The following is a 22,800-nucleotide window of genomic DNA, read 5'->3' as shown; positions in this document are numbered from 1 at the left end:
ATCAAACGAACAATTGAAAAACGCCTGCAAACATAACACGTTGCCTGCCAACCCCCAACAGTTGCGCAGCCTGGCGGGCTAATGACGCCGCGACAAAGCGTTGCAGCGTCCCTGTGCGTCGGTTGAGTTACTGAGCTGCCGGGCCGGGCGTGCTGTTGCCCTTGGACAGACTGAGCGGCGCCGGCGCGGGCGCAGAAGGTGTCGCCATGGCAGGGTCCGAGGGCGCGGGCGGCCCTTCGGCTTCGACGCCAGCCTGCGGGTTATTGAAGCCCGGCCCCATGACCATCTGTGGATAAGTCTGCGCAAAACGCACGTTCGGGTTCTTATCCACAAGGCGCTTGAGACGCTCGTTGAACGCGCGCCCCACCGCGTACTGACCGCCCGAAGAGGTACGAAATTGCGCGGTCAGCACCACGCCGTTGAGGTCCATGCGGTCGACGCCGAAGACCTCCAGCGGCCCCTGCAGGTTGTGCTTGAGCAGGATGTCTTCGCTGATCGACTGGCCGGTCTCGCGGATCAACGCCAGCGCGTCATCGATGTCCGAGTCATAGGTGAACTGCACCGAGAAGAACGCGTACGCGAATTGCCGAGACTGGTTGGTGACCGCCTTGATCTGCCCGAACGGCACCGAGTGGACGAACCCCTTGCCGTCACGCAGGCGCACGGTGCGAATGGTCAGGCTCTCCACCGACCCGGAATGCCCGGTACTGAGCACCACCCAGTCGCCCACCGAAAAGGTGTCCTCGATGATGATGAACAGGCCGGTGATCACGTCCTGCACCAGTTGTTGCGAACCGAAACCGATGGCCAGACCGACCACACCGGCACCCGCCAGCAGTGGTGCCACGTTGATGCCCAGGTTGGCCATGGTGGTGATCGCACAGATCACCACCAGAATGATTTTCACCGCGTTGCGCAGCAGCGGCAGAATGGTTTTGATCCGCGTGCTCGGCTGGCGTCCGCTGCGATGATTGACCGGCGGTTTCAGGGCTTCCTGAATGGCGGTGTCAAGCACTACCCACAACAGCCAGGTGACGACGAAGATCAGACCGATGCTGCTCAGCGAATCACTGATCACTCGGCCCAGGGTATTGCGCTGGGCAAACTCGAACATCGAGAAGCCCCAGATCCGCCCCAGTATCTCGATGAACCCGATGGCCAGTGCGATACGCAACACCGCGTACACAAGGCTCAACAGACGCGCCTTGTACACATGCCCGCCGCGGCCCAGGGTCTCGGTCGGTTTGAACAGGTGCTGGAACACGGTGCTGAGGAACACCGTGGCAATCAGCAGAATGGTGGTGAACAACGCACACCGCAGCGCTTGCTGACTGTCCTCGCCAGCGCCAATCAGGTTGATCGCCGAGACCAGAATCATCAGCAGGATCGGCAGGTGCCACAGCCTGGAGAATATCTTCAACGATTGTTGCAGCGCGGGCCGTTGCAGACGACTGCTCAATGAGCGGTTACGGATCAGGTGGGCTACCGGGCGACGCACCTTGATGATCAGCATGCAGAACACCACCGAGGCGAACAGCCCGGTAAACACCGCAACACTGGTGGTGACGTTACTGCCGAGTTGACGGGCGATCTGCGGACTGGTCAACGCATCGCTCAGCGCCGCCAGGAAGCCGACCACGAACAGGGGCCTCGGCGCGTAGCGGCGGATCATGCGCACGCCGGCACGCTTATGCCCGAAGTTGAACATCACGATCACGCAGAGCAGTACCGAGGTCGAAACGATGCCGCTGCTGGTTGCATACGCGAAACACAGCGCCAGCGCACGGCCTACCGAAGACGGCATGAAGTGGCTGACGTAAAGGGTCAACGGCAGGCAGACGATGGCTGGCAGGGTAAACGGCAATACGTATTTGAGCAGCGCCTGACTGCGGGCGCGCACCCGCATGAACGGTGTGCGGCACAAGCGTACGGCCAGAAAACGACCCAGCGTGGTCAGAACCGCAAACGATGCGATCCAGACAAAAGACAGGGCGAGGAAGTCCCCGGCGACACTCCATGGGGAGCGTGTGGTGCGTTTGTTGACCAGCGTTTCCAACTCGTCGGCTGCGCGATCGGCGCGCAGTTGCCAGGCTTCGAACAGGTTGTCATCCAGATTGAGCTTTTCCTGGACGTCATCGATGCTGGTACTGATGGCACCGAGCAACCCACCCTGCACCAGCAACTCAGGAGTCTCGGCCGCAGGCTCTGCGCCATCGGCGGGTTTCGCATCGGCCTTGTCCTTGTCCGCCGCCTTGTCATCCGCTTTCGCGGCGGGTTTGTCAGCGGCCTTGGGGTCGGCTTTGGGGTCAGCCTTTTCAGCGGCCTTGTCGTCTGCCGGCACCGCGGCGCCCATCGGTAATGCAGGTACATCGGCCGCCTGGAGATTGAAACTGCCTGCGAATAACAGCAGACCCGAAAGGATCAAGATTTTCAGCTGAGACGCCACGCAGTTCTCTCCTTCAATGGGCAAGTCAAACCATGGACAGGGCAAGGCAAGCCTCGACCCCAATGAACTGATTCCCGTATGCGCGGCAAGTTCGGTTTTGGCATGCAAATACGATGAGGCAATGTTTCAGAAAAAACGCGTCAGGGCAGTACGCTCAGTCTTCTCGACTGAACTATGCAAAACCCCCAGTGCCGGAATTATCGGGAGCTGCCGAAGGCGTTCGCCCGATCAACCTGACATCGAGAACCTGACATCAAGAGGAATCTGCATGAGCACGTTCAACACCAAAGATGGCACCGAGATCTATTACAAGGATTGGGGCACGGGCAAACCGGTCCTGTTGAGCCACGGCTGGCCGCTGGATGCGGACATGTGGGAATACCAGATGGAATACCTGAGCAGCCGGGGCTATCGCACCATCGCCTTCGACCGCCGCGGTTTCGGTCGTTCCGGCCAGCCGTGGACCGGCTATGACTATGACACCTTCGCTGACGACATCGCCGAGCTGATCGAACACCTCGATCTGCGCGACGTGACACTGGTGGGCTTCTCCATGGGCGGCGGTGATGTCACGCGCTATATCGCCAAATATGGCAGCGAGCGGGTGGCCAAACTGGCCTTGCTGGGCTCGGTTACGCCGTTTTTCCTCAAAACCGGAGACAACCCGGAAGGCGTCGAGCAGTCCGTATTCGATGGCATCACGGCAGGCCTGCTCAAGGACCGCGCTCAGTTCATCAGCGACTTCGCCAGCACGTTCTACGGCATCAACCACGGCCAGAAAGTCTCCGAAGGCGTACAGACGCAAACGCTGAACATCGCCCTGCTCGCCTCGCTCAAGGGCACGCTGGATTGCGTGACGGCGTTCTCCGCAACCGACTTCCGCCCGGACATGGCAAAAATCGATGTGCCGATCCTGGTGATTCATGGTGACGACGATCAGGTGGTGCCGTTCGAAGCCTCGGGCAAACGGGCTGCCGCGATGATCAAGGGTGCCGAACTGAAGGTGTACCCAGGCGCGCCGCACGGGTTTGCAGTGACTCATGCTGAGACGCTCAACAAAGACCTGCTGACGTTTTTGCAGAGCTGATAGCTTGTGTGACAGGGAGCCGATTGCCGGCTCCCTGCTGGCAGCGGGTCAGTCGGCCGGAACGGTCAACTGATTCTGCTCGCCCAGCCCTGCGATCCCCAGGCGTATGCGTTGCCCAGCACGCAGGAAAACAGGTTGCGGCTTCACGCCCTGCCCCACACCCGGTGGCGTCCCCGTCGAGATGACATCGCCTGGTTGCAGGCTCATGCAACGGCTCAGGTAGGCGATCAGTTGCGGCACGCTGAAAATCATCGTGCGCGTATTGCCATTCTGATAGCGGTGGCCGTCCACTTCCAGCCACAGGTCGAGCGAGTGAGGATCGGCAACTTCGTCGCGGGTCACCAGCCATGGACCTAACGGGCCGAAGGTATCGAAGCCTTTCCCCTTGTCCCAGGTCCCACCGCGCTCGAGCTGCCATTCGCGCTCGGACACATCGTTGATCACGCAATACCCGGCGACATGCTCCATGGCATCGGCTTCGTCGATGTAACGTCCGCCCTTGCCGATGATCACGCCCAACTCGACCTCCCAGTCAGTCTTGAGCGAGCCACGGGGGATCTGGACATCATCGTTGGGGCCGCAAATAGCACTGGTCCACTTGTTGAAGATGATCGGTTCCTTCGGTACTTCCATCTGCGACTCCGCGGCGTGGTCAGCGTAGTTCAAGCCTATGCAGATGAACTTGCCGACCTGCCCGACACACGCCCCGATGCGTGGTTGGCCCTGAACCAGAGGCAGGCTCTCGGGATCCAGCGCAGCCAGGCTTGCAAGCCCTGCAGGGCTCAACACATCGCCAGCGATATCCTTGACGTGTGCAGACAGGTCCCGGATCTGGTTGGCAGCATCAAGCAAGCCTGGCTTTTCCAGACCCTTCTCACCATAACGTAGCAATTTCATCGAGTTCTCCCGTTTCTGTCCAAGGTGTGAACCGCGGATCAAGAGGGTGACGCCCTGTTGCCCAGCCTGCGCGGCGATACGTTTTCGTGTAATGACGAACGTGGCACGTCTGGACAGATAGCATTGCAGCCGATGCCTCGCCTAATGAAATTTACGAACAGTTGCGCGGCAAGCCGGGTTCACTTTCAACACAGAAAATCACGATCACACGGCGGCGGTCATAATTAATACACACAACGAGTATTAATATCAGCTCCAGTTGAAACGAGCCTTTCGCCAACGCGCCAAGGTTCGTATTCTTTCACGGGTGAGCTGAACTCATGTCAACGCTGATACTGTCCCGCCGATTACCGCCGCGTCAGCTACGCCACTGGCCACATCAGCCTGTGGGTAACTGCAACGTTGCCCCATCGTCGCTTGTGGTCCAGCAGAACGGCGACAACGCACCACGCATATGGCCGCACGCCGCATTGGCGATTGCACTGGCGATCGGGTTGCATGCCGCGCTGGCCGCGTGGCTGATGGCCGATCACCCGCAAGCGCCCGAGCCGACCCCGCCGATGCCGATCACCGTGCAGTGGATGCCGCCGCCCGTGGCGCCGCCGGTTGCACAACCGACGCCGCCCGAGCCAACGCCTCAGCCAGCACCGGAGCCGCCTGCGCCAGCTCCCAAGCCCGCGCCACCCGAGCCCAAACCTGCCGAGTTGCCCAAGCCCAAGGCCCAGCCCAGAACCGCAACGAGCAAACCTGTCGCCAAACCTGTTGCGCCGGCACCTTCCGTCGCGGCGCCCACACCGGCACCTGCTGCAGCGCCAGCGCCAAGACCTGCACCAGCGGCACCACAGACCACCACCGCGCCGATAGGCCGGGCCGGTTACCTGAACAATCCGCCGCCGGTCTATCCGCCTGCCGCCGCGCGCCGCCATCAGGAAGGCACGACGATGCTGCGCGTGCATGTGCTGCCCAACGGACGTACCGACCAGGTGCAAGTGCTGCAAAGCAGCGGCGTCCCGGCGCTGGATGAAGCCGCGCAGGCCGCCGTCCGGCAATGGACCTTTATTCCCGCCAAACGCGGCGACACCCCGGTAGAAGGCTGGGTCAACGTCCCCATGGCTTTCAAACTCGCACCCTGAGGCTCACGTCATGAACACTGCTTACTCCGTACTCATTACCCAATCCTCAATGGCCCTGCTGGTGATTTTCTCGCTGGTGACCTGGGCGCTGTTGCTCGGAAAGACCTTCCAGCACTGGCGACTGGCCCAGCAGAACCGACGCTACGCCACGCAATTCTGGGCCGCCCGCGACCTGAAAAATGCGCTGCACCTGCCCAACAGTGAGGGCAGCCTGGCACGCCTGACCGATGCCGGCGCGCAGGCCCTCGCCGCGCCCCACGACTCGCCGGACCTGGGCCACAGCTGGAACCGCCAGGACTTGCTCGAGCGCAGCCTGCGTCAACAGATCCACAAGGAACGTCGTCGCCTGGAGAGCGGCATGATCCTGCTGGCATCGATCGGCAGCACCGCGCCCTTCATCGGCCTGTTCGGGACGGTGTTCGGGATCATTCATGCACTCAGCGCGATCAGCCAAGCCAAGTCGGCAAGCATTGCAGTAGTAGCCGGGCCGATTGGCGAAGCGCTGGTGGCGACCGGCGTCGGCATTGCCGTCGCGGTGCCAGCGGTGCTGGCTTACAACTTTTTCGGGCGGCGTCTGAAGCTGGTGATCGCGGACCTTGAAGAGTTCGCCGTGGATTTCCTCAACCTCTCGCAACGCAACGCCTTCCGGCTGCAACCCGACCACCGCGACAAGACGGCCCCGAGCCTGAAAGGAGTGAGCTGACATGTCCTTCTCCACGTCCAATGATGACGATGCAATCAGCGACATCAACATCACGCCGTTGGTGGATGTGATGCTGGTACTGCTGGTGACCTTCATCGTCACCGCACCGCTGCTCAATAACGCCATACCGCTGGACCTGCCGCAGACCGTCGCCACCACCTCACTGGATCAGGCCGACCCGGTGGTGGTGAGTGTCGACGCCAGCGGCAGCGTATTCATCGACAGCCAGGCTGTAGCGCTGGAGCAACTCCCGGAGGCTCTACAAACCCTGCACAGCAAAGACCCGGACGTCGCCGTCAGCCTGCGCGCCGATCAGGCGACGGGTTACGGCCGCGTGGCGCAGGTACTGGCCGATGTGCAGAAAGCCGGCATCAGTCGCCTCTCGGTGATTACCGAAAGCCCCTGAAACAAAAACCTGTCGTTAACCACATGACCCGCCGCAAGCGCGGCACCCTGACGCCCCAGGAAAACCTTTCCATGAACAATCGATCGATATCGCGTGCCCCTCGATTCCCGGTAACGCGCCTCGCGCTGCTGATTTCATTGAACTCTTTGTGCCTGATCAGCCCGTTCATTCAGGCCGATGACGATGTGCCCACCTCGGCAACGGCGCCCGCCAGCGACAACAGCGCCGCCATGACGCTGGGCACGGTGTCGGTGATTGGTGAGGGCGAGACTCGCCAGGTGCAGCGCGTGACGCAAAAGGATGTGAAGGCTTACTCGGCAGGCACCAGCCCGATGAAGGTTCTGCAACGCCTGCCGGGGGTCAACTTCCAGTCCGGCGACCCGCTGGGTCGCGAGGAAGGCAGCCAGCGCATCAGCCTGCGCGGCTTCGATATGCACCACCTGGGCTACACGCTGGACGGCGTCACCCTCGGCAACATGAGCTTCGGCAACTTCAACGGGCTAAGCATCACCCGCGCGATCATCGCGGAAAACATCGCCTCCAGCGAAGTGGCACCCGGCATCGGCTCACTGGGCACGGCATCGAACAGTGATCTGGGCGGCACCATCCAGTTCACCAGCTCCAACCCCGATAAAGAGTTCGGCGCGCGTCTGTCGCAAACCCTGGGCAGCTACGACACCTCACGCACTTTCATGCGGGTCGATACCGGCGAATACAACGGCCTGTCAGCGTACGTGTCGGGCGAAAAGTACGACGCCGACGCCTGGAAAGGCCACAACAACCCGCAAAAGTCCGACGCGGTGAACGCCAAGGTCAACTACAACTTCGGCGACAATCGGGTGAGCTTCTTCCACAGCACCTCGTCTCATGACGAAGCCAACCTGCCGAACATGTCCAAAAGCATCATCCAGCGTCTGGGCTACAACTGGAGCTACTACACGCCGGACTGGACCCGCGCGGTCAATGCGGCCAACGGCATTTATAGCGGCGGGGTCACCAGCGCGAACGATGCGACCTACAACGCCAGCAGCCTGCGCGACGACGAACTGGACATCCTCAACGGCAACTTCTCACTGACCGATGATCTGGTCCTGGACGCGACCGCCTATCACCACCATGACTCGGGCCGGGGCAATTCGTATTACCCGTTCGTCTACACCAGCGGCTCGACGACAGTGCCGAGCAATTCGATTCGCAGCACAAAATACGGCATCGATCGAACCGGTTTCCAGAGTTCACTGACCTACTACCTCGGCCAGCATGAAATTCAGGGCGGGTTCTGGATTCAGTCCAACAAGAACGACATCTCGCGTTACCTGTTCGATACCACCAATGCGACGCCGCAGAACCACATCGTCAAAACCGATGGCCTGCCCCTGGCGGCCACCGTTCTGGATCAGAGTTACAACGACCTGACCCGGCAGTTCTACCTGCGCGACACCTACACCCTGCTCGATGACCGCCTCAAACTTGAGTTCGGCGCGAAAAATACCGTGACAACCTCGACAGCCGAGGGCAAAGGCGGCGGTTACGCCAGTGGTTCGCTGCAAGCGCGGGACAGGTTTCTGCCGCAAGTAGGCGCAACCTACAAACTCGACGAGGACGACGAAGTCTTCACCTCTTACTCGGAAAACATGGCAGCGTTCCCGAGTGGCGGTTACAGCCCGTTCTTCACGACGCAGAGCGCCGTCGATGCGCAGAACGGCTTCAAGGACCTGAAGCCGGAAACCTCGAAAACCGTGGAGCTGGGTGTGCGCCGCAGCACCAAGCTGTATTCGGCCTCGGCGGCGATCTACAACACCAAATTCGATAACCGCCTGGTCGCCATCACCAACTGCACCGGCATCGTCATCTGCCAGAACGGCGTCGCCAACGTCGGCTCGGTCACCAGTCGAGGCCTGGAGCTGTCGTTCGGCCTGACGCCCAATGAGAACTGGCGCTGGTCCAACTCCATGTCCTATAACCACAGCACTTACGACGATGACTACGCCAGCGGCGGCAACACCGTTCATGTAAAAGGCAAGACCGTCGTCGATACACCGAAACTGATGTATTCAAGCAACCTGGACTGGAATTGGGAACACTGGAACGCCGGCTTGCAAGGCAGCTACATCAGCAAGCGCTATTACACCTACACCAATGACTCCAGTGTCAGCGGCTACTGGCTGGCAAACGCCAACCTCGGCTATGACTTCGGCAAACTCGGCGCCCTCAAGGACACCACGCTGTCGCTGAACATGGTCAACCTGTTCGACAAACGCTACATCTCCACCCTCAACACCGACGCCAGCGCAGCCACCGACCCGGCGGGCAACTTGCAGATTCTTCAAGTGGGCACACCGCGCAGCGCGTTCGTAACACTCGGCGTGAAACTCTGATCGTTGCTGACTGAGGACGGGCGAAGGATCGCCCCACCCGCCACTTGCATTGAATGACGCTGGGCGGTTTGCTCTTGGAGACAGGATCCTGCGGGAGCGCGCTTGCTCGCGAAGGCAATCTGCCAGTCGCTGCATAATACGTGTCGGTGGCCAGCCCCACGGCGACGAACAGCGCACGGTGCTGCATACTCCCCCGCATCTATAGCGCCTGACCTCTATCTGGACACCCCATGACACCCAACGCAGAACTGTATAACCCCTCCACCGAATATGCCGACAAACTGATCTCGCGCATCGGCCAAACCCCTTCGTGGATCGCCAAGCGCATCGGGGTGACCGACAAACGCATTCGCTACATCCTCGATGGGGAGCGGACCGTCAAGGGCGAGACCACGCCGATTCAGATGACCTATACCGAGCAGTTTGCGCTGGAGTGTCTTGTGGCAGAGGCAATAGCGCTGAGGATGTAGACTTAGCTCTCAAGCCGATAAGCCAGAAGGAACATCGGCGTCAACTCATAGACTAAATTGGATAGCTTCTGCGGGTGCACCCAACAGGAATGATTCCATGCATATTCTTCATATCGCCAGCTCTCCCCGCGCCGAGCGCTCCGTTTCCCTGAAACTGGCCTCGCGCTACCTTGAGACTTTTACCTCGCTTCATCCGGAATCCACTGTGGACGCTCTGGACGTGTGGACGACCGATCTTTTGCCCTTCGACGGTCCTGCCTTGAACGCCAAGTACGCAGACCTTCAAGGTGTGCAAATGAGCGCTGAGCAACAGGCAGTGTGGAAGCAGATCCATGCATTGGGCGAGCGTTTCCACCGAGCCGACGTCATCCTCTTCAGTGTGCCAATGTGGAATTTCGGTATTCCCTACCGCCTTAAGCACTTGATTGACGCCGTATCGCAGCGCGGTGTGCTGTTTGAGTTCGATGCCCAAGGCATGCGTGGTCTGCTCAAAGGTAAGAAAGTGGTGGTGTTCGCCTCACGTGGGGTAGCGCTTGGGGAAGACTTCCCCACCGAAGCCTACGACCATCAGGTCGCGTACCTCAGAACCTGGGCACGGATGGTGGGCATCCCGGCCATCGACGCGATGCTATCGGAAGCAACGCTCGCGGATCCCGCAACGGCAGAGGCCAATTTTAACGCAGCGCTGGCTGAAGCGTCGAAGCTCGCCACGGACCACTCTGACCCACAAGGTGCCTGGGTCACTTAGACCCCGTCGCTTGAGGCGCATGTAGATCGGCGTAAATACTCTCCGCCAGAGCAATATCTTCATCCGTCAGGTGCTGGAACAACCCTGTCCGCTTGCGCTTGGAGACATGTCCGCTGTTCTCGTAGATCACCGCGATAAGAAGCTCAAGATCTCGGTTGGACAGATCAAGTTCGCGATTCATTTGCTCTTTGAATCTGTCACGGCGAACGAGATGGTTAACTTCGTCACGCATGAGCCCGTCCAGAACCCGCGCAGCACTCTTGTTGACCTCGCCCTGCAGATCAGTGAAATCCAGATGAGCGAACAGATGATCGTGCGCCTCATCCAGTTCAGGGTCGCTGGCCAGGTCCGTCCTGTGGTACTGCGTAGCACCGAGTATCCGCCGTGACAGGGCATCAAGCGCGCCGATATAAGTCTCGATATTGACCAGAAGGCCAGCAGATATTGGCATGATAATGCCCTGCAGCTTGACACCTTCATTAGCCAGGATGTCCTGCATGATGAAGCGGGACAAACGGCCGTTGCCGTCCATGAAAGGGTGGATATAGATAAAGCTGTGCGCAATCGCATTCAATTTAACCAGCGCTGGCGCGTTACTGCGCATAACGCGCTCACGCATCAGGAACCACTCCTCCATCATCTCAGGAACGTTCTCCGGCGCTGGCGGGATGAGGTGGATCAGATCCCCGCGGCCAAGCCAGTTCTGCATATACCTGTAAGCACCAATGGAAGGGTCAGGACGCCCCGTAGCGAGGGCTTTTCGATGGACGTCGAACAGGAACTCCTCATCCAGCGAGCGCTGGCCTGCCTGTTCCAGCACTCGTACAAAGCGCAGGATTCGATCAGGCGCCGGGCGTTCGTGCTCAATCTCGTATGAACTGCGGGTCTCGGTCGTCAGCAGGTACTGCGCCGCTCTAGCAATCTCGCTGACTGAGAAGTCGACCATCTGGTCATGCATACGCTCGACTATTTGTGCATTCAGAAGATTGTCGTCTGCCCAACTCTGGCGTGTAACAAGAGCCGAAAGCTTCGGTGTCCCCAACAGATTCATCCGCACCCGGTGTCTGCGCGACATTTGCTCTGGGCCGGTGAAATATTTATCCGGTGGGAGCAGGTGCTCATAGGGTATGTTTTGAGCCGCGTCGGGCAAAGGCAACTGGTGGCCTGCAATGTGCTCACAGATGTACCAGAGTCGGCGCAGATAGCCGCTGGCTGGTTTCTCGACGATTGCAGCAGTCAGGTCATTACGAACAGCCGGATTCTGAAAGGCGCGCTCCAGAACGCCTATATTCACCCCTTCGTATGAGAGCGCAAAAAGCATCTGGTCAACGGGGCGATGCTCTCTGGCATAGCCCTTGGTGAAGACCTCTATCTTCACGCCACCAGCGGGCAGTGAGAGCGCAGGCCGCGAGCCAATGACACACTCATGATCAAGCGCCACGCAGCGAAGATCCAGTGCATTGATCAGCCAGCTATACCCGGCTCGCTCAATGGGTTGCTGCATGGAGAATTTCCTATACGAGTCACGAGAAAATTATAATTTACACGCTTTTCGAGGAAAAAATTATAGCTGGCTGTGCATACCATGAACGAGTGGGTGATTTTTTGTGAAGACTGCTTCGTTTCGACTCAGGTAGCAGTGGGTCGGAAATGTTTCGTCTGATGCGTATCGTTTATCAAATGCAGCTACCTGCCAATACGTGCTTTCGGCCAAAAGCAGCCGCTGCGTAAAGCGGCCTGCCATGACCGCTCTCGCAGACGCGATCAATACGATGTTATGCCACACCACTTTCAGAAAAGCTTATATCCAGACTGCGTGACGATTTAATCATCGCAGCGCACTCTTCACTGATGACAGGCTTACTAAAAAGATAACCCTGCATTTGATCGCAGCCATACGTCACGAGCAGCTCTAACTGATCGACTGTTTCGACGCCTTCTGCGATGACGTTAAGACCCAATTCGTGCGCCAATACGATTACCGCCCGGGTGATCGCGGCGTCCTCATGATTGCTGGTGATATCTTTGATAAACGCCCTGTCGATTTTGAGGGCATCAAGAGGGAATCGCTTCAAGTAGGCTAAACTGGAATAGCCCGTTCCGAAATCATCGACCGAAAGGCTTATACCATACGACTTTATATCTCGGAGTATTTCAACTGCCGACTCGGGATCGATCATCAGCATCGACTCGGTCAGTTCGAACTCTAAAAGAGCGGGGTTGATACCGTATGCTTCAACGATATGCTTGACGGTCTCGGCTAGGCCTTTCACCTGAAGCTGCCTGACGGACAGATTGATGGCGATCGGCACCAGCCTTATATTATTCTTTTCCCAGCTCTTTAGGGTTTCACAGACTTTGCGGATAACCCACACGCCGACAGGAATTATCAGGCCCGTGTCCTCCAGAATAGGGATAAAATCGGCCGGAGAAATCATACCTTGCTCCGGGTGATTCCAGCGCAATAAAGCCTCCAGACCACTTATCCTGCCATCGACGAGGCTGACCTTGGGCTGAAAGTGCAGAATAAACTCATCGCGCTCAAGTGCACCCCGCAGTAGCGTTTCAGTTTGCAAGCGCCTGGTTAAACTTTCGTTCATCCTGGCGTCGTAAAACTTGAAATTATTGCGGCCACTTTTCTTCGCGTGGTACATGGCGGTGTCTGCATTCTTCAAGATAACGCCAGTGTCACGCCCGTCAAACGGATAATTAGCGATGCCCACACTCGCTGAAACGAATATATCCTGGCCGCCCAGGTTGAACGGTTTACCCAACGCATCAACAACCTGGGTCGCCAGCGATTTGATGAGGCTCTCGGAATAGACCTTGTGGGTGACGACGATCGAAAACTCATCGCCTCCCAGCCGCGCAACCACACTGTTCTCATCAATGCAGTCTCTCAAGCGTCGACCCGCCTGGATAAGCAATTGATCGCCTACTGAATGCCCCATGGTGTCATTCACGGCTTTGAACCGGTCCAAATCTATGAATATGACGCTTACTGCATCTGGCGCTGACGTGGTCCGACTGATTATCTCGCGCAGATAATTGCTGAGAAACCAGCGATTAGGCAGACGGGTGAGCGAATCATTTTCGGCCAGGTAGGTTAGCTTGTTCTTTGCGTCATACCTTTCAAGCGCGGCTGCCAAGAGGTTGGCAAGTGTTTGAAGGTAGCTGACATCTTCACGCGTAAAGCGGTAATCCCTGCTGGCATACACCCCAAGAACGCCTTTGAAGACTTCTCTGCAAGAGATATCAACCTCCAGGCCACTTCTAATACTGCACGCCTCTGCTGTCTCACAAGGAAGCAGCGTGTAACGGCTATCAGGCGAATCAGAATTAATGACAAACCCGGCAGAAGAAGCAGTACTGTTCAAAAAATCATTATGATAACCACTGCGGATTTCAACGCCGGCGAAGCCAACCTCCGCGGTGACGATGACCTCATGGTTCACTCGATCAACGACCCGTAAAGCGGCCTTGCTCAGGTTCAATCCTTGCGCCGCAGTCAGTGCCGCCAGCTCACCCAGAGCACTGACGTTTTCCTCGGTCAATGCCTGCTGGCCAAACAAGGCGATAAGGTTCTGCCTTCTGGCGTTATCCAGAATCGCCACCTCAAACTCTTTTCGATCTGTGATATCGATATCGATGCAGATATATTTTTCAACGCCGCCCAGGTCATCGAGAATAGGTATGACGGTGCGTCGATGCCATGCAACCTTGCCGGAACGACCTGAGAGCCTGACTTCACCGTTCCACACCTCATTTTCCGGTGCCCATTGCCACGGCTCATTGGCTGAAGACATGCCGGTCCAGACTTCATCGATCGTCAACTCTAAAAGCTCGGCTCGCGAATGCTGTGAGCTTGTGACGAATCGTTCGTTAACGTAGGTGATACGTCCGGAGGCCGACACTTCGCAAACGATCGACACCTCATCCAGGGCATTTTTATGCTGCACCAAGGTATTCATCAACGATTCGATACGCAGGCCAAAGTGATTGCGCATACTCGCGGCAGTACGGTTTACCGCTTTTATAGCCTCCTGTATTTCCATGGGAGCATCAGCGACCAACATCGCTTCTGCTGCCACTGCGCCTGAAGCGATTTCTGCCTCATAAGAGTGAAGCTTGCCCAGGTGGGCAAGCGAACGCTTGATCATGAATCCCATCAACGTCAAACTGATCAGCAAAAAGAACCCAGCGAAGAGTGTCGCCTGAATCACAAGACTGTAGAGTTCGGCAGCAATTCTCTCGGCATTGAAAGACAGACGCATCACACCATAATCTTTCCCGCCAACAGTGATCGGACGATTGACATCGAATAATCGCGCAGCGACTTCAGACTCTATCCATGCAGGCGCTCTTCCAAGCGGCGCACTGGCGGCCTCAAGGCGAATGACGCCACCCGACAGGTCAATAAACATGGCCGACTTGAACGGCGAGCGAGCCAGGGTTTTTTCGAGGGTTCTTTTGATGGTGTCGTAATCGCCGATGACGACACTCTCCTCGACCGCTTGCGCGGCTACCTCGATCAGCATATTAGCGGTGTCTTGTATCTCTTCAATATGCTGAAGCAGCTGGTTTTTATAAAACAGGCCCAGGCCCGTCGTCAAAAAAGTCAGTATCAGAATGCATAACATCACCAGTATTCGCGATGTCAGTGATTTGGGCAGCAGGCTTTTAAAGAAATTCATTAACAGCCTCTCCAGCTAAAGTTGAAATTATTTACTTGAGGTTTGCTGGCAAACTATTATAAAAATCACGATAGGACGCGTAATCCGCTTCCGTCGCAGGAATGAAGGTAATCGGTGTCGGTGCATGCACCAGCTCGGTCGCCTCACGAAGAACCCTGCTACCGTCGGGATCGTTTTGCATATTAAAAAATGCGTTGGCGACCGCATCACGTTCTTTTTTAGAAACCCGAGGGGATGCCATGAGGGCTAAATCGTTGAACGAGGCCGAACTCCACAGGACGCGGAACGACTTCCCTTCTCTCTCCGTGTAGCCGCTTACAAGCTGGGAGTTGGCCCCCATCGCTTGGGCCTTGCCGCTAAGGAGTTGGCTGAAAGCACCGTCCATGTTTCCTGCGAACACAGTAGCCGTATTGATCTTTTTCTTGACCAATTCCGAACTTGTCACTTTATAAGCAATGAACGCTTCGGGCCCTGGATAAACCACTTCTTTGCCTTCTAGTTCCGAAAGGCTATGAATCGGCGAGTCGGCAGGCACCACGATTTGTCCTTCGAGGGCAGGCGCGTCACGGCGACCAAACACCTTCCAGCCCATTTTGTCGCGCTCGGGGCTAAAAAGATGGTTGGTGAACGCGAAATCAACTTCTTGCGCGAGCACATAACTGGTTGTATCAGAGGAGGTTCGCCCTAACTTCAGCGTGAGATTCACGCCGCTTTTTTCAGACACATACTTAATAATTGGATTCCAAAAACTGGCCGAAAGATTAAGATTGTACTGATTGACAGGCGAAAAATTGTACACCTTAAGCTCTTCAGAAGCCGCCACATTCGACACGACCAAAGACAGGGCGATCATGATAGCTTTGCAGCTCAGGCGTAACTTCACTTGTCTACTCCACAGGTATAATAACTTCTTAGCCAACGGTGACGAGCGCCAACTTAAGCTCAGCCATCTAATATAATCGGCCGAGGCGCTTGAATCTTAAGCACCGACCGCATGAATAAATGTTAATGGCCAGCCTACACACCTGCCTGCCGCCGCCACAGACCGCTTTATGTCAAAAACAGTCTTTCAGCACAGCACAAACGGCTGACTTGATCCCGGCGCAGCAGAGCAATTGAGATATCTTGTCGGGCTGTAGATCCGCTCAACATTCCAGGGAAGCCAATGCTCATTTCACTCGTGTCAAATGGTCAGCCACAAACGCCAGACCGATTGGAGCTGATGGCCCCCTGGTGGAGCTTTACGAAAACGGTCCTGGCTGCGACAGCCCTCTCGTTGGTACAGGATGGACTGATCGGGTTGGACGACCCCATTCCTGATCAGCCTTTCACTTTGCGCCAGCTACTGCGGCATGAAGCAGGACTGGCTGACTACGGAGAGCTTGCGGAGTATCACACCGCCGTTGCTAAAGGTGAGCCCGCCTGGCCGGCAGATGAAATGATGCGATGTCTTGACGGTACTCGACTTCGATACAGCCCCGGAACCGGATGGCGTTACTCGAACGTCGGTTACTTATTCATCGGCAGGCTAATTGAACGGCTGACCGATATGACGCTTGATGATGCAGTGATTCAACGTGCGCTTGCCCCTCTGGGCATCTCGAACGTTCGCTTTGCTAAAACGCGAGCAGACTTACAAGCGACCCATCTGGGAAGTACCTCGAATTATGACCCCGCCTGGGTTTACCACGGCTTGTTGATCGGGCCGATTTCGCAAGCAGCGCTATTTCTGGACCGACTTCTCAGTGCAGAGCTCCTCTGCGCAGGCTTGCTTCAGGAAATGCAGACAGCACGAACACTAGGCGGCCCGATTCCAGGGCGCCCATGGATCACGCCGGGCTATGGCCTCGGCTTGATGCAAGGTTCGATTGACGGTGGGCATTCTCTAGCTGGGCACACAGGCTGCGGGCCAGGCAGCGTCATGGCTGTTTATCGCATCGGCGATGGCGGCGCATCGGCTTGCTGCGCTGCTTTTGAGGTGGACGCTACTGACGGTGCCGTTGAAGCCATCGTTGCTGGGCAACTGATGCAACTCTTGCGACAGGGGGCTGACGGCATCAAAGTCCTTTAGCCGTAGGCCTTATGGTTCGCCGGATAACCGCTTCTGAATCCCGTAATGACCGCTTGTAAGGCCACGCCTGTTGGCGCCCATGCAATTGTCACAAACTGCTTACTTGATAATTTTTCTCTGTCACGCATCTGTCACTCGTCACTCCTATATTCCTCCGACACCTGTTACGAGGTTCCTCTACCGGCCTCGGACCCAACTTTCGCAGGGAATGCGCCCGATGTACCCGGCCTACCGGCCTGGAGGAAATCAATCGTGGATGCAACGCTGACACCCCTGCTGCACCTTCAGCCATTGCCTGCCGGCAGCGCCTCGCGATTGCTGCGCCGGGGATGCGCGGTAACGCTGGTCGTGGCGGTGCATGTTTTGGTATTGAGCATGGTGACCAGGTCATCGCCCCCTGCGCTTGCACCACAGGTGATTCGTACTATTTACGCCTCGGTCATCAATGAACCGACTCCGGCGCCAGCTGCAAGTGCCGCGCCCACGCCACCGCCTACCGTTGCCCCTGTCGCACCAGCGCCAGCGCCTGTGGCCGTTAAGCCGGTGGCCCGGCCCAAGCCCGCGGCCAAACCGCAGGTGATGCAACACCCCGTCGTGGCCGCCACAACGTCTGCCCCCGCGACCATCAGCACTTCGGCCGCAGCACCGGTAGTCACGCAAATTCCCGTACCACCGCCTCAGCCCAAGACCCTCACCCGGGGCGTCGAATACGTGCATGAACCACAACCCGAATATCCCGACAGTGCACGTGAAGAGGGCCACGAGGGCACCGTGATCCTGCGGGTGCTGGTGGACGAGCACGGCAAGCCCGGCGCGGTGGACATCGTACGCTCCTCGGGCTTTGGCAACCTCGACGAGGCGGGCAGGACGGCTGTGCGCGGCGCACTGTTCAAGCCTCATTTGGAGGAAGGGCATGCGGTGTCGGTGTATGTGATCGTGCCGCTGCGATTCCAGCTCGACAGTTAGCAATCACGCAGGCGTAACCCACCATCTTTTATCGACGGGCCTCCCGGTCAGGGCAGCGCTCACCTCAAAGAAAGGAAATACACATGGACACCGGAACACTGGGTTTGAATGTTTTGTGGCAACAGGCCGACGTTGTCACCCGTGGCGTGGCCTTGACGCTGTTGGTGATGTCGATTGCGTCCTGGTACGTGATGGTCGACAAGCTGGTGCGCCTGGCACTGCATCGCCTGCGTTCACCGAAGTTGCTGGAGGCGTTCTGGAGCGCACCGACGCTCAAGGATGGCGTGCAACAATTGGGTCATCACAGTGCCTACGCCGAACTCACTCAGGCCGGCGTCAGCGCCGCACGCCAGCACCGTGATGCGCTGGATGGCGACATGCACCCGCCGGCCTTCAGCGAATGGCTTAACCGCGCCTTGCGCCAAGCCACGCTGACCGTGGGCGGACAGTTGCAAGGCGGCATGGCGATTTTGGCCACCGTGGGCTCCAGCGCCCCCTTTGTCGGTTTGCTCGGCACCGTGTGGGGCATCTATCACGCCTTGATGAAGATCGGCCTGACCGGCGACGCGAGCATCGACAAGGTTGCAGGCCCAGTCGGCGAAACGCTGATCATGACCGCTCTGGGACTGGCCGTGGCCATTCCGGCCACCCTGGGCTACAACCTGCTGGTGCGCAGTAACAAGCAGACCCTCGCTGAACTGGGCAAGTTTGCCTTCGAACTGCACGACCTGCTGGTGATCGGCGCCCGTGCGACCCCGCGCGGCGGGCTGCCTGCGCGCAGCACGTTCAACGCCCAAGCGGAGATCGTCTGATGGCCAGTGGATTGCTGGGCGGGGATGAACAGGAAGAGGACGGCTTTAACCCCGAGATCAACACCACGCCACTGGTGGATGTGATGCTGGTGCTGTTGGTGATCTTCATCATCACCGTGCCGGCCATCCAGCACTCGGTGAAGATTGACCTGCCCAAGGCCGCCGCGCAGCAGGACAACAAACCGCCGCCCTCCGTGGATCTGGCGCTGGACAACGAAGGCCACCTGCATTGGGACGACCGCGACATCAGCGACAGCGACTTGCCGGGACTTATCGCCGAGGCCGCCGCGCGTCAGCCGGTACCGGAGTTGCACCTGCGCGCCGAACGCAACACCCCGTATGAAAAGGTGGTGCAGGTAATGACCGCAGCGCAGTCCGGTGGTCTGGACAAGATCGGCTTCGTGACCAAGGCCGTTACGCCTTAACAACCGCGCCGCCTTCATCCCCCCTCCTCGGTCGGCTGTTACAGCCGGCCACGGCGAAGTGCGCGCGACAGAAATCAACCAGGCCGTGAACGGCCGTTTTCGAAGGTGCTGTCATGTTTCGCAAATCCTCGTTGTATGTGCGTGCAGGTCTCGGTTTCGCAGCGTTTTCCCTGGCCTTGCCATCATTTGCTGCCGATGTACCACCGGCCATCGACGACAGTACATTGGCCACGCTGCCTCAAGTCACTGTAAAGGCCACCAAGCGCAAGCCGGCGCTGCACCAGCAGACCAACAGCGGCGCCTTGGGCAGCCATGCGGTGATCGACACACCGTTTTCGTTCAAGAGCGTAGGCAGCGACGAAATCCAGGCCCGTCAGGCGGGCATCCTGTCTGAGGCCGTCAAGTACGACGCCTCCGTCACCTCCATCAGTTCGAGCTATGGCACCCACCCCGCCACACTGGCCGTTCGCGGCCTGCCCCTGGATGACCTGAACGGCTACAAAGTCGACGGCATGGCCAACATCAACCGCGGTGTGGAAATGCCTCTTGAGATGTTCGAGCGGGTCGATGTGCTTAAAGGCCTGTCGGGCTTCATGTATGGCTTCGGCAGCCCGGGCGGCATCGTCAACTACGTGACCAAGCGGCCTACCGACAAGACCACCCTCAGCGTTGATGCCGGCTACCAGTCCGACAATGTCTATAAGGAACATCTGGATGCCGGAGGGCGTCTGGATGACCCGCGTTTCGGCTACCGGGTCAACGTGGTGCACGAGGAAGGCGATGCCGCTTCGGGTGACGCCAAGGTCAACCGCACGGCAGTCGGCCTGGCCCTGAACGCGCAGCTCAGTGATGACTTGAGCGTTGACTTCGACACTCTGTACCAGAAGCGCAATACCAGCGGTGGCACCGACATCATCGTCAACACCAAGAACGCCTTGCCCAGCCCTATTGACGGTAGCAAGCGCCTGTACAGCAATGGCTCCTACACCGATGTCGACTACAGCCTGTCGACCGTGAGCGCTACCTACAAGTTTTCTCCCGACTGGACCGGTAAACTGGCCTACCGCTACTCCGATTCGACACGCCGTTATGTGAAAGACCAATACCAGATTTCCAGCGACGCCGGCGCGTACACCGACAAGGTTACGTCCGAGTACCACGCCTACGACTACAACGACACCATGGGCACCCTGGAAGGCAAATTCACCACGGGATGGTTCACTCACGACGTGGTACTGGGCGCCAGCTATTCCCAACTGAACTCGGACAAATCCGTGGTCACCCCGAAGACCACCGTGGGTAAAGGCAACCTGTACAACCCGACGATCTTCTCGGTGTACAACATCGACTACAGCGGCGGTACCTACGGCGACGACAACGTCAAGGAAAGCGCAGTGTTCGCCAGCGATACCATTGGCCTGGGCGAAAACTGGTCGTTGCTGGCGGGCCTGCGCAACGAAAATTATCGTGAGCAAACCCGCGGCTCCGCCACCTCCGCTGTGACGCCATACAAGGCCCGGCCGGCAACCCCAACCGTTGCCTTGATGTACAAGCCGACCAAGGACGTGACGCTGTATGCCAGTTACGTCGAATCTCTGGAAAGCGGCGGTACCGCACCCAGCAGCGCAGTCAACTCCGACCAGACCCTGAGCCCGCTGCTCAGCAAGCAATACGAGGTGGGCGTGAAAGCCCAGCAGCGTAACTGGAGTGCCACCGCCGCAGCGTTTCGCATCGACCGTGGCGCCGAGTACACCAACGACGCCAACGTCTACGTGCAAAGCGGCACCATCCGCTATCAGGGCCTGGAGCTGAACGCCAGCGTCGATGCCACGCCGGACCTGACAGTGGAAGGTAGCGTCATGTCACTGGACTCGGCCTACCACGATGCGGGGGACGGTGTGGACGGAAACCGCGCAGCCGGTGCGGCGCACTATCAGGCTGCAACCCAGGTTACGTATCGAGTGCCCATGGTGCCCGGGATGTTCCTGCACACCGGTGCCCAGCGTATCGGCGAAATGGCGGTGGATTCAGGCAACGTGCATACCCTCCCGGCCTACAGCCTGTTCGATGCCGGGGGCGGCTATCGTCTGCGTCTGGGCGATGGTCATGCGCTGACTCTGGGTGCCAACGTCACCAACCTGGCCAACAAAAAGTACTGGACCTACTACCAGGAAAACTACCTGCAACCGGGTTCGCCACGTACTTTAAGCCTCAATACCCGTTATGACTTCTAGGCCCGTGATGATGAAATCGACTTTGTTGAAGTATGCGGGGTTGGCGCTGGGCGTGTGCCTGGTGCTTCCATCAGTGGCCGCGCCTCTGGACACCACCGGCCTGCGCCTGGACAAGGTGGTACTGGTGATGCGCCACGGTATCCGTCCGGCTACCAACACCGCCGAGTTGCAACGCTGGTCGGCCAAGACCTGGCCAGCGTTTGGTGTCCGCGACGGTCAGTTGACCGACCATGGCCGCGTCGCCACCGTGCTGCTAGGCCAATGGCAACGCCGCACGCTGGATTCGCTTGGCCTGTTCAAGGCGGGACAGTGCCCGCAGGCGGGGGATGCCTACGTGTGGTCCAGCCCGGTAGCGCGCACCCAGGCCACCAGTGCGGCGTTGGTAAAGGGGATGTTCCCGGGCTGCAACGTAGCGATACACCATGTGCGTGAGAGTGAAGACCGGCTGTTCCACGGCGGCGAAAATGGCCTGGCACCGCTGGACCCGGCGCGCACCCGGGCGGCAATGCTGGCAGCCATGGGTGGCAGCGTTGACGCAGCTCGCGAGCGCTTTGCCGCGCCGCTGCTGGCCATGCAGCAATTGGTGGGCGTGCCGACGACCTGCGGGAAAAAGACCTGTGCCTTGAGCAAGCAACCCTGGAAGCTGAAAGAGAAGGAAGGCGTCACCAAGCTCAGCGGTCCGTTGAGTGTGGGCGCGGCCATGAGCGAAACCTTCCGCATGCAATACGCCGAAGGCTTGCCACTGGACCAGGTGGCGTTTGGCGAAGGGCGCACTGCCGCAGACGTATCGCGCTTGATGGCCTTGCGTTCGGGCAAATACGCGCTGAGCAATCACGTACCTTACATCGCCCAGCGGGGTGCTTCGCAATTGCTCGGACAAATCCTCCTGGCTCTGCAACCGACATTCGTGGGCAGCCCGCCGGGTAGCAAATGGTTGGCGTACGTAGGCCACGACAGCAACATCGCGCAGTTGCGAACGCTGCTGGCCTTTGACTGGAAAATTGCCGAATACCCCGAGAATGACGCAGCACCAGGCGGCACTATTGTGTTTGAACGCTGGGTGAACGACCGCACAGGCGCGCAGTTTGTCAGCGTTGCCTATGTGGCGCAGAGCCTGGACCAGTTACGCAATTTGTCCAGTGAACCGCCGTATCAGGCGCAGTACCCGGGGTATGCGGGAGAGGAGTTGATGCCATTGAACGGGTTTGTTGCCGACATGGAAAAACGTATCGACCGGTCTGCGACTGAGGTACAGCACTACGACAACCCTTGAAACAACAGCTTTGGCCCAACAACAGTCAACATTCCCCCCAAAAACCTCCAATGCCTG

General features: G+C 58.3%; 18 protein-coding genes. 13 read left to right on the top strand and 5 right to left on the bottom strand.

Annotation, left to right across the window (positions count from 1 at the left end):
• Positions 1–127 precede the first annotated feature (127 nt).
• Positions 128–2,446 carry a mechanosensitive ion channel domain-containing protein gene (locus JOE29_RS02620; RefSeq protein WP_003317063.1) on the bottom strand — a complete coding sequence of 773 codons (2,319 nt, stop codon included), beginning with the start codon at positions 2,444–2,446 and terminating at the stop codon, positions 128–130.
• A gap of 268 nt (positions 2,447–2,714) precedes the next feature.
• Here JOE29_RS02620 and JOE29_RS02615 point away from each other — a divergent pair, with 268 nt between their 5' ends.
• Positions 2,715–3,533, top strand: coding sequence for an alpha/beta hydrolase (locus tag JOE29_RS02615; RefSeq protein ID WP_210078768.1), 819 nt, complete (start codon positions 2,715–2,717; stop codon positions 3,531–3,533).
• Between the two features lie 48 nt (positions 3,534–3,581).
• Here JOE29_RS02615 and JOE29_RS02610 read toward each other — a convergent pair whose 3' ends face one another.
• Positions 3,582–4,430 carry an ureidoglycolate lyase gene (locus JOE29_RS02610; protein WP_074955840.1) on the bottom strand — a complete coding sequence of 283 codons (849 nt, stop codon included), beginning with the start codon at positions 4,428–4,430 and terminating at the stop codon, positions 3,582–3,584.
• A 320-nt stretch (positions 4,431–4,750) separates the two neighbouring features.
• On the opposite strand from JOE29_RS02610, the gene JOE29_RS02605 reads away from it, so the two are divergent.
• The 6 genes from JOE29_RS02605 (at position 4,751) to JOE29_RS02580 (ending at position 10,268) form a co-directional block, all read left to right on the top strand.
• The gene (locus tag JOE29_RS02605) at positions 4,751–5,563 is read left to right on the top strand and encodes an energy transducer TonB (protein ID WP_099314819.1); all 813 of its coding nucleotides are present in this window, start codon (positions 4,751–4,753) and stop codon (positions 5,561–5,563) included.
• Between the two features lie 10 nt (positions 5,564–5,573).
• The gene (locus JOE29_RS02600; RefSeq protein ID WP_044312258.1) at positions 5,574–6,266 is read left to right on the top strand and encodes a MotA/TolQ/ExbB proton channel family protein; all 693 of its coding nucleotides are present in this window, start codon (positions 5,574–5,576) and stop codon (positions 6,264–6,266) included.
• 1 nt (position 6,267) lies between these two features.
• Positions 6,268–6,672, top strand: a complete 405-nt coding sequence (locus tag JOE29_RS02595; RefSeq protein WP_044312259.1) for a biopolymer transporter ExbD — start codon at positions 6,268–6,270, stop codon at positions 6,670–6,672.
• A 71-nt stretch (positions 6,673–6,743) separates the two neighbouring features.
• Positions 6,744–9,050, top strand: a complete 2,307-nt coding sequence (locus JOE29_RS02590) for a TonB-dependent receptor (protein WP_137984061.1) — start codon at positions 6,744–6,746, stop codon at positions 9,048–9,050.
• Positions 9,051–9,280: 230 nt separating this feature from the next.
• Positions 9,281–9,520: a hypothetical protein gene (locus tag JOE29_RS02585; protein WP_003317071.1), complete on the top strand. Its 240-nt coding sequence runs from the start codon at positions 9,281–9,283 to the stop codon at positions 9,518–9,520.
• A gap of 97 nt (positions 9,521–9,617) precedes the next feature.
• Positions 9,618–10,268 (top strand): NAD(P)H-dependent oxidoreductase, encoded by a 651-nt coding sequence (locus tag JOE29_RS02580; RefSeq protein ID WP_137984060.1) that lies wholly within the window; start codon positions 9,618–9,620, stop codon positions 10,266–10,268.
• Here JOE29_RS02580 and JOE29_RS02575 read toward each other — a convergent pair.
• From JOE29_RS02575 to JOE29_RS02565, 3 genes are all read right to left on the bottom strand, one after another.
• Positions 10,261–11,772, bottom strand: coding sequence for a Fic family protein (locus JOE29_RS02575; protein ID WP_058445229.1), 1,512 nt, complete (start codon positions 11,770–11,772; stop codon positions 10,261–10,263). The genes JOE29_RS02580 and JOE29_RS02575 overlap by 8 nt on opposite strands.
• A gap of 271 nt (positions 11,773–12,043) precedes the next feature.
• Entirely contained in the window at positions 12,044–14,962 is a 2,919-nt protein-coding gene (locus JOE29_RS02570) for an EAL domain-containing protein (protein WP_137984059.1), read from the bottom strand.
• 31 nt (positions 14,963–14,993) lie between these two features.
• Positions 14,994–15,815, bottom strand: coding sequence for a phosphate/phosphite/phosphonate ABC transporter substrate-binding protein (locus JOE29_RS02565; RefSeq protein WP_044312265.1), 822 nt, complete (start codon positions 15,813–15,815; stop codon positions 14,994–14,996).
• A 312-nt stretch (positions 15,816–16,127) separates the two neighbouring features.
• On the opposite strand from JOE29_RS02565, the gene JOE29_RS02560 reads away from it, so the two are divergent.
• The 6 genes from JOE29_RS02560 to JOE29_RS02535 all read left to right on the top strand — a co-directional run bounded on the left by JOE29_RS02560 (position 16,128) and on the right by JOE29_RS02535 (position 22,743).
• Entirely contained in the window at positions 16,128–17,033 is a 906-nt protein-coding gene (locus JOE29_RS02560) for a serine hydrolase domain-containing protein (RefSeq protein WP_137984058.1), read from the top strand.
• 252 nt (positions 17,034–17,285) lie between these two features.
• Positions 17,286–17,999, top strand: a complete 714-nt coding sequence (locus JOE29_RS02555; protein ID WP_074997165.1) for an energy transducer TonB — start codon at positions 17,286–17,288, stop codon at positions 17,997–17,999.
• 83 nt (positions 18,000–18,082) lie between these two features.
• Positions 18,083–18,811 carry a MotA/TolQ/ExbB proton channel family protein gene (locus JOE29_RS02550; protein WP_058445234.1) on the top strand — a complete coding sequence of 243 codons (729 nt, stop codon included), beginning with the start codon at positions 18,083–18,085 and terminating at the stop codon, positions 18,809–18,811.
• Positions 18,811–19,236 (top strand): biopolymer transporter ExbD, encoded by a 426-nt coding sequence (locus JOE29_RS02545; RefSeq protein WP_003317080.1) that lies wholly within the window; start codon positions 18,811–18,813, stop codon positions 19,234–19,236. The genes JOE29_RS02550 and JOE29_RS02545 overlap by 1 nt, the downstream gene beginning before the upstream one ends.
• Positions 19,237–19,349: 113 nt before the next feature.
• Entirely contained in the window at positions 19,350–21,470 is a 2,121-nt protein-coding gene (locus JOE29_RS02540; protein WP_032662512.1) for a TonB-dependent siderophore receptor, read from the top strand.
• Between the two features lie 7 nt (positions 21,471–21,477).
• Positions 21,478–22,743: a histidine-type phosphatase gene (locus JOE29_RS02535; RefSeq protein ID WP_210078767.1), complete on the top strand. Its 1,266-nt coding sequence runs from the start codon at positions 21,478–21,480 to the stop codon at positions 22,741–22,743.
• Positions 22,744–22,800: the final 57 nt, after the last annotated feature.

It is taken from the genome of Pseudomonas sp. PvP009 (assembly GCF_017832995.1).
In the GTDB taxonomy this organism is placed as follows: Bacteria; Pseudomonadota; Gammaproteobacteria; order Pseudomonadales; family Pseudomonadaceae; genus Aquipseudomonas; species Aquipseudomonas syringae.
The sequence above is the reverse complement of the archived record's forward strand: the minus strand, read 5'-3'. Positions and strand labels throughout refer to the sequence as shown.